13 protein-coding genes are annotated in these 13,683 nt (G+C 64.2%); 6 read left to right on the top strand and 7 right to left on the bottom strand.

The window, feature by feature from the left end; translation table 11 throughout:
• The first annotated feature begins 129 nt into the window (after positions 1-129).
• Both NKH83_RS08225 and NKH83_RS08220 read left to right on the top strand, forming a co-directional pair.
• Entirely contained in the window at positions 130-861 is a 732-nt protein-coding gene (locus tag NKH83_RS08225; protein ID WP_254815741.1) for an SDR family oxidoreductase, read from the top strand.
• A 29-nt stretch (positions 862-890) separates the two neighbouring features.
• Positions 891-1,736 carry a fumarylacetoacetate hydrolase family protein gene (locus NKH83_RS08220; RefSeq protein ID WP_352476911.1) on the top strand — a complete coding sequence of 282 codons (846 nt, stop codon included), beginning with the start codon at positions 891-893 and terminating at the stop codon, positions 1,734-1,736.
• A 44-nt stretch (positions 1,737-1,780) separates the two neighbouring features.
• Here the strand turns inward: NKH83_RS08220 and NKH83_RS08215 are convergent, their stop codons facing one another.
• The 6 genes from NKH83_RS08215 to NKH83_RS08190 all read right to left on the bottom strand — a co-directional run bounded on the left by NKH83_RS08215 (position 1,781) and on the right by NKH83_RS08190 (position 8,087).
• Entirely contained in the window at positions 1,781-2,779 is a 999-nt protein-coding gene (locus NKH83_RS08215; protein WP_352476910.1) for an ABC transporter ATP-binding protein, read from the bottom strand.
• A gap of 15 nt (positions 2,780-2,794) precedes the next feature.
• Positions 2,795-3,856: a Gfo/Idh/MocA family protein gene (locus NKH83_RS08210; RefSeq protein WP_352476908.1), complete on the bottom strand. Its 1,062-nt coding sequence runs from the start codon at positions 3,854-3,856 to the stop codon at positions 2,795-2,797.
• Positions 3,853-4,692, bottom strand: a complete 840-nt coding sequence (locus tag NKH83_RS08205) for a carbohydrate ABC transporter permease (protein ID WP_254815738.1) — start codon at positions 4,690-4,692, stop codon at positions 3,853-3,855. Before NKH83_RS08205 ends, NKH83_RS08210 begins: the two co-directional genes overlap by 4 nt.
• An 8-nt stretch (positions 4,693-4,700) precedes the next feature.
• Positions 4,701-5,624, bottom strand: coding sequence for a carbohydrate ABC transporter permease (locus tag NKH83_RS08200; protein ID WP_023718922.1), 924 nt, complete (start codon positions 5,622-5,624; stop codon positions 4,701-4,703).
• A gap of 241 nt (positions 5,625-5,865) precedes the next feature.
• Positions 5,866-7,125, bottom strand: coding sequence for an ABC transporter substrate-binding protein (locus tag NKH83_RS08195; RefSeq protein WP_352476907.1), 1,260 nt, complete (start codon positions 7,123-7,125; stop codon positions 5,866-5,868).
• A 2-nt stretch (positions 7,126-7,127) separates the two neighbouring features.
• A complete protein-coding gene (locus NKH83_RS08190; protein ID WP_352803156.1) occupies positions 7,128-8,087 on the bottom strand; it encodes an N-acetylmuramic acid 6-phosphate etherase in 960 nt (319 codons plus the stop codon).
• 200 nt (positions 8,088-8,287) lie between these two features.
• On the opposite strand from NKH83_RS08190, the gene NKH83_RS08185 reads away from it, so the two are divergent.
• Genes NKH83_RS08185 through nagA form a run of 4 tightly spaced genes read left to right on the top strand, consistent with a single transcriptional unit; the run spans position 8,288 to position 12,151 of the window.
• Positions 8,288-9,169, top strand: a complete 882-nt coding sequence (locus NKH83_RS08185) for a glucosamine kinase nucleotide-binding domain-containing protein (protein ID WP_352476905.1) — start codon at positions 8,288-8,290, stop codon at positions 9,167-9,169.
• Positions 9,166-9,948: a GntR family transcriptional regulator gene (locus tag NKH83_RS08180; RefSeq protein ID WP_254815733.1), complete on the top strand. Its 783-nt coding sequence runs from the start codon at positions 9,166-9,168 to the stop codon at positions 9,946-9,948. The genes NKH83_RS08185 and NKH83_RS08180 overlap by 4 nt, the downstream gene beginning before the upstream one ends.
• The gene (locus NKH83_RS08175) at positions 9,945-10,976 is read left to right on the top strand and encodes an SIS domain-containing protein (protein WP_352476903.1); all 1,032 of its coding nucleotides are present in this window, start codon (positions 9,945-9,947) and stop codon (positions 10,974-10,976) included. The genes NKH83_RS08180 and NKH83_RS08175 overlap by 4 nt, the downstream gene beginning before the upstream one ends.
• Positions 10,973-12,151 (top strand): N-acetylglucosamine-6-phosphate deacetylase, encoded by a 1,179-nt coding sequence (nagA, locus tag NKH83_RS08170; RefSeq protein WP_352803151.1) that lies wholly within the window; start codon positions 10,973-10,975, stop codon positions 12,149-12,151. The genes NKH83_RS08175 and nagA overlap by 4 nt, the downstream gene beginning before the upstream one ends.
• On the opposite strand, the gene NKH83_RS08165 is transcribed toward nagA, so the two are convergent.
• Entirely contained in the window at positions 12,148-13,671 is a 1,524-nt protein-coding gene (locus NKH83_RS08165) for a malonate--CoA ligase (RefSeq protein WP_352476901.1), read from the bottom strand. The two genes, nagA and NKH83_RS08165, sit on opposite strands and share 4 nt — an antisense overlap.
• Between the last annotated feature and the right edge of the window lie 12 nt (positions 13,672-13,683).

Here is a 13,683-nt window from a genome sequence, read left to right as displayed (position 1 = left end):
ACCGAGAAAAAACATTTGGGCGGCAAGCGAATACCGAAACAGGCGGGATGGTACTGCCCGCCTGGCACATTGCGCCCGGCCTTGTGCCGGTAAAAAGCCGAACGATTAAAGACGGGCGAGGAGAAAAGCATGGCAGATCTGACTGGCAAGATCGTTGTCGTCACGGCGGCGGCGCAAGGCATCGGCCGGGCAAGTGCGCTGGCGTTCGCCAAGGCCGGCGCCGTCGTCCATGCCACCGACATCAACGAGGTGGTGCTCGCCGATCTCGGCAAGACGCCCGGTATCAAGACCCGCAAGCTCGACGTGCTGAACGACGAGGCGGTGAATGCCGCTTTTGCCGAGATCGGCGCCGTCGACGTGCTGTTCAATTGCGCCGGCTTCGTCCATTCCGGCTCGATCCTCGAGATGAAGGACGGCGATCTCGACTTCGCCTATGATCTCAATGTCCGCTCGATGATCCGCACCATCCGCGCCGTGCTGCCCGGCATGCTGGAACGCGGCGACGGCTCGATCATCAACATGGCGTCGCTGGCCAGTTCGACCAAGGGCGTGCCGAACCGCTTCGTTTACGGGCTGACCAAGGCAGCCGTCATCGGCCTGACCAAATCGGTCGCCGCCGACTATGTCGGCAAGGGCATACGCTGCAATGCGATCTGTCCGGGCACGGTCGAAAGCCCGTCGCTGCAGGATCGCATGCATGCGCAGGGCGACTACGAAGCAGCTCGCGCCGCCTTCATCGCTCGCCAGCCGATGGGCCGCCTCGGCACGCCCGAGGAAATCGCCGATCTCGCCGTCTATCTGGCCGGCGCCACCTATACGTCGGGGCAGGCTTATAATATCGACGGTGGCTGGTCGATCTAAGCTCATCTCAAATCAAGGAGAGGAATTCTATGAAACTGCTGCGCTATGGCGAGGCGGGGAACGAACGCCCCGGCCTGCTCGATGCCGATGGAACGATCCGTGACCTCTCCGCCCATGTCACCGACATTGCCGGCAAGGCGCTTGACCCGGCATCGCTCGAGACATTGTCGAAGCTCGATCCGAAATCGCTGCCGGCGGTTTCCGGCAAGCCGCGGATCGGCGCCTGCGTCGCCGGCACCGGCAAATTCATCTGCATCGGTCTCAACTATTCCGACCACGCCGCCGAAACCGGCGCTACCGTGCCGCCTGAGCCGATCATCTTCATGAAGGCAAGCTCGGCTATTGTCGGGCCGAATGACGACGTGCTGATCCCGCGCGGCTCGGTCAAGACCGACTGGGAGGTCGAGCTCGGCGTGGTCATCGGCAGAAAAGCGAAGTATGTCACCGAGGCCGAGGCGCTGGATTATGTCGCCGGCTATTGCGTCGCGCATGACGTCTCCGAGCGCGCGTTCCAGGCCGAGCGCCAGGGCCAGTGGACCAAGGGCAAGAGCTGCGACACGTTCGGGCCGATCGGTCCGTGGCTGGTGACCAAGGACGAGGTCAAGGACCCGCAGAACATCCCGATGTGGCTGACGGTCAACGGCAAGACGATGCAAAACGGCTCGACCAAGACCATGGTCTTCGGCGTCGCTTATCTCGTGTCCTATCTCAGCCAGTTCATGTCGCTGCACCCCGGCGACATCATCTCGACCGGCACGCCGCCCGGCGTCGGCCTCGGCATGAAGCCGCCGGTGTTCCTGAAGCCCGGCGACGTCGTCGAGCTCGGCATCGAAGGGCTGGGCATCCAGAAGCAGACGTTCAGGGCTGACGTGTAGCGCACTCTTCCCTTCTCTCCTTGTGGGAGAAGGAAAAAGAGCAGCTACTTCAGCACCCTCCCATCGGCCCCAAACCGGTACGTCTTCGCCGGATCCGGCGTCGCGTAGAGCGTGGCACCAGGTTCGGCGTTATAGACGCCAAAAATGCGCACGGTGATCAAGCCAGCCTTCTCGCAGTCGAGATAGAGATTGGTGTCGGCGCCAAGATGCTCGGCATGGACAACCGTGCCTTTCCAGGCACCGGATTTCGCATCGACGGTCAGGTGCTCGGGACGGACACCGATGGTCTTGGCCGTCTCGCCAAGCCTGGCCCCGTCGACGAAGTTCATCTTCGGTGAGCCGATGAAGCCGGCGACGAATTCATTTGCCGGCGAATTGTAAAGCTCCATCGGTCCGCCGATCTGCTCGATCTTTCCCGCGTTCAGCACGACGATCTTGTCGGCCAGTGTCATCGCCTCGACCTGGTCGTGGGTGACATAGATCATCGTGGCCTTCAGCCGACGGTGCAGCTGGGCGATCTCCAGCCTGGTGTTGACGCGCAGCGCGGCATCGAGGTTGGACAGGGGCTCGTCGAACAGAAAAAGCTTGGGCTCGCGCACCACGGCGCGGCCGATGGCGACGCGCTGGCGCTGACCGCCGGAAAGCTCGGCCGGCCGCCTCTCTAGGTAGGGCTCCAGCGACAGCATCGAAGAGGCGATGCCGATGCGGCGGTCGATCTCGGCCGCCGGCGTGCCCGCCTGCTTGAGGCCGAGACCCATGTTGTTCTTCACCGTCAGATGCGGATAGAGCGCATAGGTTTGGAACACCATGGCGATGCCGCGTTTGGCGGGCGGCGTGGCGGAGACGTCCGCCCCGTCGATCACCACGCGGCCCGAGGTCGAGTCCTCCAGCCCGGCAATGACCCTGAGCAGCGTCGACTTTCCACAGCCGGATGGACCGACGAAGACGACGAACTCGCCATCCGTCACCTCGAGGTTGATGCCCTTCAGCACCTCTACCGGCCCGAAGGCCTTTTTGACATTCTCGATGTTCAGCGAGCCCACGGCTTCGTCCCTGTTCTAGAGTTTCACGGCGAGGCCGCTGCGCACGCTCTCGTCGGCGGCAAGGCAGACGGCGAGCGACTTCACCGCGTCGTCCATGTGACGGGTCAAGTCGAGATCCTCGCGAACCGCCTTCAGCACAAACGCCTGTTCCAGGTCGCAAAGATCCTGATGGCCAGGCTCGCCCTCCATCAACAGCATCTCGTCCGGTTTGGCGAACTTGCCGTCCGCGCCGGTCGCCGCACTGTGCAGGCGGATGGTCGAGGTCTTGGTGTGGGTGTCGATGTCGTCGGACCTGACGCCCTCCTTCATGACGATCGACACGCAGCCATTGGGCGAGATCACGTCCTTCACGAAGAAGGCCGTCTCCGAGATCATCGGCCCCCAGCCGGCCTCGTACCAGCCGACCGAACCATCGTCGAACAGCACCTGCAGGTGGCCGTAATTATACATCGTGGGCGCAATCTCGTCGGTCAGCCGCAGCCCCATGCCGCGCACCTCGACCGGCCTGGCGTCGGTGATCTGCAGCATCACGTCGAGATAATGCACGCCGCAGTCGACGATCGGCGACGTCGTCTGCATCAACTGCTTGTGCGTCTCCCAGCTATGGCCGGAGGATTGCTGGTTGAGGTTCATTCGGAACACGTAAGGGCCGCCGAGCTTGCGCGCCTCGGCGATCAGCCGGATCCAGGACGGATGGTGGCGCAGGATGTAGCCGATCACCAGTTTTTTGCCGTTGGCCTTGGCTGCCGCGACCACGCGCTTTGCATCGGCGACGGTGGTTGCCAGCGGCTTCTCGAGGAAGACATGGCAGCCGGCCTCGAACGCTCTCACCGCATAGTCGGCATGGCTGTCGGAATAGGTTGCGATGCAGGCGACGTCAGGACTCTCGTCGCGCAGCGCCTGGTCAAAGGAGCGCCTGATGCCATAACTGGCGAGCCCGGCCGGCAACGGCACGTCGGAGCGATTGACCAGTGCCGCGATCTCGAAGCCCGGATTGGTATGGTAGGCCAGCGCATGGCTGCGGCCCATATTGCCGAGACCGGCGACGACGACGCGCAGAGGTTGTTGCGAACTCACTTGACCGCTCCCGAAGTGATGCCGCGGATCAGCTGCCGCGAGAAGATGACGTAGAGGATCAGCACCGGCATGATCGCCAGTGACAGTGCCGCCAGAATGGCGTTCCAGTTGGTGACGAACTGGCCGAGGAACAGCTGGGCGCCGAGCGTCACTGTCTTGGTCTCCTCCGACGGCGCCAGGATCAGCGGGAACCACAGATCGTTCCAGATCGGGATCATGGTGAAGACCGCGACCGTCGCCATCGATGGGCGCACCAGCGGCAGCACCAGCCGGAAAAAGATAGTGTATTCGGACAGGCCGTCGATCCTGCCCGCATTCTTCAGATCGTCCGAGACCTGCTTCATGAATTCCGACAGGATGAAGACGGCAAGCGGCAGGCCCTGCGCCGTGTAGACCAGGATCAGCGCCGTCAGCGTGTTGACCAGCCCGCTCGCCACCATCAGCTGCAGGATGGCGACGGTGCCGAGGCGGATCGGGATCATGATGCCGAGCGCCAGATAGAGCCCCATCAGCGAATTGCCGCGGAAGCGGTATTCCGACAGCGCGAACGCAGCCATGGCGCCGAACAGAAGCACGAAGAACAGCGAGGCGACGGTGACGACAAGGCTGTTCTGGAAATAGTGGATGAAGTCGCCCTGGCCGATCACCGTGGCGTAGCCGATCAGGTCGAACGTCCCTGGCGTCGGCGGCGTCAGCGGCGCGCCGAAAATCCCTGCGCGCGATTTGAACGAATTCATGATGACGAGGATGACCGGAAACAGCGCGATGGCGGTGTAGGTCAACAGGATCGCGTGGGCGCCAATGGTGCGGGGCAGCGAGCGGGTTGCCGTGCTCATGTCGCGCCTCAGAACTGGTAGCGACGCAAGCGCGTCTGCACGAGGAACAGATAGACGCAGACGCCGCCGAGGATGATCAGGAACATCATCGTGGCGATCGCCGCGCCCATGTTGGGATCGCCGACCTGCAGCTGGAAACCGAAGAAGGCGCGGTAGAGGAAGGTGCCGAGAATATCCGTTGAATAGTTCGGCCCGGCCAGCGCGCCTTGCGCGGTGTAGATCAGGTCGAAAGCGTTGAAATTGCCGACGAAGGTCAGGATCGAGATGATTCCGATCGACGGCAGGATGAGCGGCAGCTTGATCTTCCAGAACTGCGCCATCCCGGTGATGCCGTCGCATTCGGCCGCTTCGATCACCTCTTCGGGAATGGACAGCAGTGCCGCATAGATCAGCATCATCGGGATGCCGACGAACTGCCACACCGAGATCAGGCTGAGCGCGGTCAGCGCATATTGTGCCTTGCCGAGCCAGGGCGTGAACAGGCTTTTCAGGCCGACAAGGTCCATCATATGCGGCGCCACGCCCCATAGCGGCGACAGGATCAGCTTCCAGGCGAAGCCGACAATGACGAAGGACAGGATCGTCGGCACGAAGATCGCCGTGCGGTAGAAGGCGGAAAACCGCAGCCTGGGGCTGGACAGAAGTGCGGCCAAAAGGACGCCGATCGGGTTCTGCACCAGCATATGGATGATGAAGAACCAGACATTGTTCCTGAGCGCGTTCCAGAAGTTGACCGACCAGTTGGGGTCACCGAACAGCATGCGGAAATTTTCCAGTCCGACGAAGACCTGCGACTGATTGATGTTGCGGAACAAGGAAAGCTGCAGCGTGCCGGCCAGAGGCAGGATCATGATCGCCGTATAGACCAGCAGCGCCGGCGCCAGGAAAACGCCGATATGCCAACGGAACGGTCTTTTCGGTGCTGCGGCCATGCGTTCGGTCCCCGCGGATCAGGTTCTTGCAATTGCCGTCAAAGGGCGCGGCGCCTCCCTCCCCCTCGAGGGGAGGGCGCCTCGCACAGCGAGGCGGGTGGGGTCGGCGAGGCGGCCCGCCATCGTGGTTTCGACCGTGCTTTCCAGCAGCGATCAAGCCGCAGCCTGCCTCGACCAACCCTCTCAGTCGCCTTCGGCGACATCTCCCCCTCGAGGGGGGAGACAACGCTTCGCCGCGCTCTTACTTCGCCGGCTTATACCAGCTGTCGAGGCCGTCCTGCAGCTTCTTGGCGGCAGCTTCCGGCGTGTCGGTGCCGTTGATGACGTTGGCCGATTCAACCCACGTCTCGTTTTCGAGGTTCGGCGTGCCGCGCGACAGGATCTGGTAGGTCGAGCGGATCGTCGACTTGCACTTGCCACGCCAGGAGACGAATTCCTGGGCCAGCGGGTCTTCCATCTTCACCGGGGTGTTGTTCAGGCTGAAGAAGCCCGGCAGCGCGTTGGCGTAGATGGTGGCGAAATCCGGCGAGGCCACCCAGGACAGGAAGGTCTTGGCCGCATCCGCGTTCTTCGAGGCCGCATTGAGGCCCATGCCGATGTCGGTGTGGTCGGAGATGTAGCAGGTGTCGCCGGCCTTCTGCACCGGCGGCGGGAAGGCGCCCATCTTGAACTGCGCCTGCGTGTTGAACAGGCCGATCTCCCACGAGCCGGCCGGGTAGATGGCGGCGCGGCCGAGCGTGAACAGGTTCTGGCTGTCCGGATAGGTCTGCGCCTCGAAGCCGTCGCCGAGATAGTCCTTCCACCTGGCCAGTTCCTTGAAGGGCTCGACCCACTGCGGATCGGTCAGCTTCTGCTCGCCCTTGATCAGCGCCAGGCGGCCTTCCTCGCCCTTCCAGTAGTTCGGGCCGATGTTCTGGTAGCCCATGGTCGCCGCTTCCCAGAGGTCCTTGGTGCCCATCGCCATCGGGATGTAGGTGCCGTCGGCTTTGATCTTGTCCAGCGCGGCGAAGAATTCGTCGCGCGTCTCCGGCACCTTGATGCCGAGCTTGTCGAAGGCGTCCTTGTTGTAGATGAAGCCATGGATGACGGAGGCCATCGGCACGCAGAAACTCGACTTGCCGTCGTCGGTCTGCCAGGCGGCCTTGGCGACGTCGGAAAAGTTCTCCATGCCGGGCAGGGTCGAGATGTCGGCGAGGTTGCCCTTCTTGAAGAGCTCCAGCGACTTGTCGAACGGGCGGCAGGTGATCAGGTCGCCGGCCGAGCCGGCGGCGAGTTTGGCGCCGAGGGCGGCGTCATATTCGGTTGGCGCCGACGGCGCGAACACCACCTTGATGCCCGGGTTCTTGGCTTCGAAGGCCGGGATCAGCTTGTCCTTCCAGATGGCAAGGTCGTCGCCGCGCCAGCTTTCGATGTTGAGCGTTACGTCGTCGGCGTAAGCCACCCCGGCGGAGCCGAGAATGCTGGTGCCGAGAAGAAGTGCCGTCAGTAGCTTCGTTGTCATGCTCAGTCTCCCTGTTGACCTTTTTCAGGTTCGGTTTTGATGAGAACAGAGGCATTGCGCCCCTTGCTCCCCTCGATCGCGGAAAGGGCTGGCCGCAGCTTGTGGCCGGTCCCTTCCAGTATCTTCTCGGCCGCGTCGGCGCTGGTGGCGCCGGCGGCGAGCAGAATGGCGGTCTTGACGGCGCCGCCGCTCTTTTCGAGCAGGCGCGCCGCCTCGTCCTTGTCGCGCCCGCTGACGGCGGCGACGATGCGTGCGGCGCGGTCGCGCAGCTTGATGTTGTCGGCCATGAGGTTGACCATGTAGCCGTTATGGACATGGCCGAGATGGATTGCGGCCAGCGTCGACAGCATGTTGAGCGCGATCTTCTGGGCGGTGCCGGCGCCCATGCGCGTCGAGCCGGCAATCAGCTCCGGCGGCGTTTCGAGCAGGATGGCGATGTCGGCCAGCCGCAGCAGCGGCGCATCCCTGTTGTTGGCGATGGCAATCGTCGCTGCACCGCGGCGCCTGGCTTCCTCGATCGCGCGGACAGCGTAAGGTGTCGAGCCGCTGGCCGAGACGGCGATCAGGCAATCGCTATTGCCGATGCCGGCGGCGGCGACCGCAGCCGAAGCTTCGTCAACGTCATCCTCAGGCCCGCCGGCCAGTGTCCTGAAAGCTTCGTCGCCGCCGGCGATCAGGATGGCGATGCGGTCGCGCTGGATACCGAAAGTGCCCGGCAGTTCCAGCGCATCGGCCAATGCCATCAGGCCCGAGCTGCCGGCGGCCGCATAGGCGAGCTTGCCGCCGCTTTTCAGCCGGGTTGCGATAATTTCGGCTGCCGCGGCAATGGCAGGAATGGCGCCGCGTACGGCCTTGGCGGCCTCGATCTGTGCGTTGGCCAAAGAGGAAAGGATGGCGTCCGGGGCCTGGATGTCCAGTCCCTCGGCATTGTGGTGAAGCGCTTCGGTGCGCGTTTCGGCCATCCGCTTTCCTCCAATCCAGAAAACAATACCAAAAAAATACCACTTGTCCACACGCATTAATGAAATCCCTACGTTCGGGATAGGCCTGCAGACGAAATCCGCTGATTTCTCAACAAACTAGGCCTTAACTTTTTTGAAATGGAAATTAACCCTTGGCTATTGGTATTTTATTGGTATTATCCGCCCCGAGGAGAAATCGCGTGAAATTCGTGCTCGGCATCGATGGCGGCGGCACCAGCTGCAGGGCGGCCCTTGCAACGGCCGACGGCAGCGTCCTCGGCCGCGCCAAAAGCGGCGCCGCCAACATCCGCACCGATCTCACCGGCGCCAGGACGAACATCGTCGACGCGGCGCAGCAGGCCTTTGTCGCCGCGGGCAGGGATCCCGCACTGATCCCGCAAACGCCGGCCGTTCTCGGCCTGGCCGGCGCCAATGTCGGCACCTATAGGCAGCAGCTCGAAGCGATCCTGCCGTTCCGCATCAGCCGTGTCGAGACCGACGCCGAAATCGCGCTGGAAGGTGCGGTCGGCTCCGGCGACGGCGCCATGGCCATCCTCGGCACCGGCACCGCCTATATGGCGCGCAGACAAGGCAAGTCGCGCGCCATCGGCGGCTGGGGGTTCCAGGTCGGCGACCAGGGCAGCGGCGCCCGCATCGGCCGCGACCTGCTTGAGCAGACGCTGCTCGCCTATGACGGCATCCGCGAAGGCTCGCCGCTGACGCAGGCCATGCTCGCCATCTTCCGCAACAATCCCGAGGATGTGGTCGAATTCACCACCAACGCCAAGCCCGGCGATTTCGGCGGCTTCGCGCCCAAGGTGTTCGAACACGCCGAAAAAGGCGACGTCGTCGCTATCTGGATCCTCGACAAGGCGGTCGCCGATGTCGAGGCAGCGCTTGGCGTACTCGACCTGGGCGGCGACGATCCGCTCTGCCTGCTCGGCGGGCTGGCGCCGCTTTACGCGCCGCGCCTGTCGGCCCGCTACCGGGCGCTGCTGAAACCGCCGCTCGACGACGCGCTGGGCGGCGCGGTGCAGATGGCGGTTCGGATTTTCGCAAACACGGCGGAAACAGCGCGATGAGCGAGGCCGCCGACCAGATATTCACGGCGCTGAAACAATCGTCGCAGAGCGGCGCGCCGCTCTATCTGCAGCTGAGGAAGAGCATCGAGGATGCGGTCAAACGCGGGCTGATCGGACCGGGCGATGCGCTGCCTTCCGAGCGCGACATCGCCAGCAAGGCCGACATTTCGCGCGTCACCGTGCGCAAGGCGGTGCAGGACCTGGTCAAGGGCGGCATCCTCGTCCAGCGCCATGGTTCCGGTACCTTCGTTGCGCCGCGCATGGAGCGCGTCGAGCAGTCGCTGTCGATGCTGACCTCGTTTACCGAAGACATGGCGCGGCGCGGCATGGCGGTGCGTTCAGCCTGGCTCGACCGCGGCCTCTATCCGCCGTCGCCCGACGAGATGATGGTGCTCGGCCTGGCGTCGAACGAATTGGTGGCGCGCGTGGCGCGCCTGCGCATCGCCAACGACACGCCGCTGGCGATCGAGCGCGCCTCGCTATCAACAAGCGTGCTGCCCGATCCGGCGGCGATCGGTTCGTCGCTCTACGCGGCGCTGGAAAAGACCGGCAACAGACCGGTGCGGGCCGTGCAGCGCATTTCCGCCACCAATCTCGGCGATGGCGATGCGCATCTGCTCGAAGTGCCGCCAGGCATTGCCGGCCTGCATATCGAGCGTATCTCCTATCTGGCGAGCGGCAAGGTGATCGAGTTCACCCGCTCCATCTACAGAGGCGACGCCTATGATTTTGTCGCCGAACTCCGGCTAAGCGGGCCGGGCGAAGAGGGCCGGTCATGAGCGCAACAATTACCCATATGCGGCGCGAGATCGACGAGATCCCGGAGGCCACCGCGCGCCTGCTCGACGGCTCGGCCGCGGTGCTGACCGAGGCCGGGCGCGGCATTCGCGAGCGCGACCCGAATTTCGTCGTCACCGTGGCGCGCGGTTCGTCCGACCATGCCGCAACCTTCATGAAATATGCCGTGGAGCTGACCGCCGGGCTGGCGGTTGCATCGGTCGGCCCGTCGATCGCCTCGATCTATGGCGCCAAGCTGAAGCTGGGCGGCTCGGCCTGCCTGGCGATCTCGCAGTCCGGCAAGAGCCCGGACATCGTCGCAATGGCGCAGGCGGCGCGGGCCGGCGGGTCGCTGACCGTCGCCATCACCAACACTGCCGATTCGCCGCTCGCGCGAGCCTCGGATTACGCCATCGATATCTTGGCCGGACCGGAGCTCAGCGTCGCGGCGACGAAGACCTTCGTCAATTCGGCGGTCGCCGGCCTCGCCTTGATGGCGCACAGCACCGGCGATGACAAACTTCTGGCAGCACTCGCCCGCCTGCCGGAGCATTTTCGCAAGGCGATCGCTTGCGACTGGATGGCGCTGGCAGCGGCACTCGAGACGCCGAAATCGCTGTTCATCCTTGGCCGTGGCCCGTCGGCGGCGATCGCCAACGAGGCGGCGCTGAAATTCAAGGAAACCTGCGCCATGCACGCGGAAGCCTATAGTGCCGCCGAGGTCATGCACGGCCCGCTGGCGCTGATCGGTCCCGGCTTCCCGGTGCTGGCTCTGGCTGCTCGCGATGCGTCCGAACCGTCGGTGGCCGATGCCGCCGACAGCCTGGCCGGCAAGGGCGCCGCCGTCTTTGTGACGTCGAACAAGGCAAGGAGCGCACAGCCGCTGCCGCATGTCGCAACCGGTCATCCGCTGACCGATCCACTGACGCTGATCGTGTCGTTCTATGGTTTCGTCGAGGCTTTTGCTCGCCATCGCGGTCTCGACCCCGACACGCCGCCCAATCTGCGCAAGGTGACGGAAACGCTATGAGCGATCGCTTTGCCCTGACCGGCGCCCGGATTTTCGATGGCGACGACTGGCACGACAATGCGGCGCTTGTCGTGCGCGACGGCCTCGTCGAGGCCATCGTTGCCGCCGGCGCGATTCCATCAAATGTTGCGCGTATCGAGACCGGCGGCGGCATGCTGGCGCCTGGCTTCGTCGATCTGCAGGTCAATGGCGGCGGCGGCGTCATGCTCAACGACCATCCGGACGTTGCCTCGATCGAGGCCATCTGCCGGGCGCACGCACCCTTCGGCACGACGGCGCTGTTGCCGACGCTGATCACCGACACGTCCGAGATCACCGCCGCGGCGGTTGCGGCCGGAGCCGAGGCGGCACGGAGGAAGGTGCCAGGGTTCCTGGGCCTGCATCTTGAAGGGCCGCATCTTTCGATCGCCCGCAAGGGCGCGCATGACCCGGCCCTGATCCGGCCGATGCTAGGCCCCGACCAGGCGATGCTGATCGCCGCACGGAAAAACCTGCCCGTGCTGCTGACGACGGTGGCGCCCGAATCCGTCGAGCCCGGCCAGGTGTCGGCACTTAGCAAGGCCGGCATTGTCGTCAGCATCGGCCATTCCGATACCGGCTATGCCACGGCTCGCGCCTTTGCCGAGGCCGGCGCAACGGTGGTCACCCATCTGTTCAATGCGATGAGCCAGATCGGCAATCGCGAGCCGGGGCTGGCGGGCGCGGCAATCGATGCCGGCACATTCTATGCCGGCATCATCGCCGACGGTATCCATGTCGATCCGGCCACCATGGCCATCGCCTTGCGCGCCAAGCAGGGGCCGGGCAAGATCCTGCTCGTCACCGACGCGATGGCGACGATCGGTACCGACATGACCTCGTTTACGCTGAACGGCCGCACCATCCACCGTAAGGATGGCAGGCTGACACTTGCCGACGGCACGCTGGCGGGCGCCGATCTCGACATGATTTCCGCGGTGCGCTTCGTGCACCGCGTCGTCGGTCTCGACCTCGACGAAGCCTTGCGCATGGCCTCGCTCTATCCGGCGCAAGCGATCGGCCAGTCGCGCCGGCTCGGGCGTTTCGCCAAAGGCACCGCCGCCAACATCGTTTCGCTGTCGGACGATCTGGACATTAAAAGCGTCTGGATCGACGGCGCCAAAGTTTTTGCAGCTAACGCTATCCCTCCGGCTTAGCCGGTTTTGGACGTATAGAGGTCCTTATAGGTCTCGCGCAGCAGGTTCTTCTGCACCTTGCCCATCGTGTTGCGCGGCAGTTCGTCGACGAAGATCACCCGTTTCGGATGCTTGTACCTGGCAAGGCGCCCGGCGATAGCCTCGATGATCCCCGCGGCGCTGATGGTCGAGCCCGGCGCCCGCACCACGACCGCGGTGACGCCTTCGCCGAAATCCGGATGGGCAACGCCGATGACAGCGCTTTCGGCAACACCAGGCAGCGCGTCGATCTCGCTCTCGACTTCCTTCGGATAGATATTGTAGCCGCCCGAAATGATCAGGTCTTTGCCGCGACCGACGATGTGGACATAGCCGTCGGCATCGATCAGCCCGAGATCGCCGGTGATGAAGAAACCATCGTCACGGAATTCGGCCCTGGTCTTTTCCGGCATGCGCCAGTAGCCGCAAAAGACGTTCGGGCCCTTGACCTCGATCATGCCGACCTCGCCCCGGGCAAGTGTTTCGCCGCCGTCGGGATCGGCGATGCGCAGGGAGACGCCGGGCAAGGGGAAGCCAACCGTGCCGGCTCGCCGCTCGCCCTCATACGGGTTCGACGTGTTCATATTGGTCTCGGTCATACCGTAGCGCTCGAGAATGGCGTGGCCGGTGCGCTCTCGCCAGGCTCTGTGCGTCTCGGCCAAAAGCGGCGCCGAGCCAGAAATGAACAGGCGGATGCTTTTCGCCGCCTGCCGGTTCAAACCGTCCTGCTGCAGCAGGCGGACGTAGAAGGTCGGCACGCCCATCAGGACGGTGGCGCGCGGCAGCAGCGAGACGATGCGGGCCGGGTCGAATTTGGTTTCGAACAGCATCGAGGCGCCGGCCATCAGGACGACATTGGTGGCGACGAAAAGGCCATGCGTGTGGAAAACCGGCAGCGCGTGAACCAGCACGTCTGCGGCGGTGAAGCGCCAGAGGTCGACCAGCACCCGCGCATTCGAGGCGAGGTTTTCGTGGCTGAGCATGGCGCCTTTCGAACGGCCGGTCGTGCCGGACGTGTAGAGGATCGCAGCAAGGTCGTCCGGCCCGCGCGCCACATCGTGGAAGTCCACGGCCGCCTCAGAGGCGCGATCGGTCAACGAACCCTCGCCCTTGCTGCCGAGTGTCACGACCGCAGCGCCCGAGGCCTGCGCCAAGGCGCCGATTTCGCTCACTCGCGCCGGGTCGCAGACGACCAGGCGTGGCTCGGCATCCCTGAAGAAATAGTCGAGCTCGGTCAGCGTATAGGCGGTGTTGAGCGGCAGGAAGATCGCGCCGGCACGCAGGCAGGCGAGGTAAAGGAAAATGGCCTCCGGGCTCTTCTCGACCTGAACGGCGACGCGGTCGCCGGCTTCGACGCCGAGCCGCGACAGCGCATGCGCCAGTTGTGCGGAGCGCGCCAGCATATCGCCGTAGCTGATCGAGCGCCCGTCCTCTGCCTCCATCAAAAGGCGTCCGTGCGCGAGCATCCGGGCACGGAAAGCATCAAACAGATGGTTGCTCATGTTTACCCCGAG

The organism is Mesorhizobium sp. M0909 (assembly GCF_040319515.1).
Lineage (GTDB): Bacteria > Pseudomonadota > Alphaproteobacteria > Rhizobiales > Rhizobiaceae > Mesorhizobium.
This window is presented reverse-complemented; position numbering and strand designations above follow the sequence as displayed.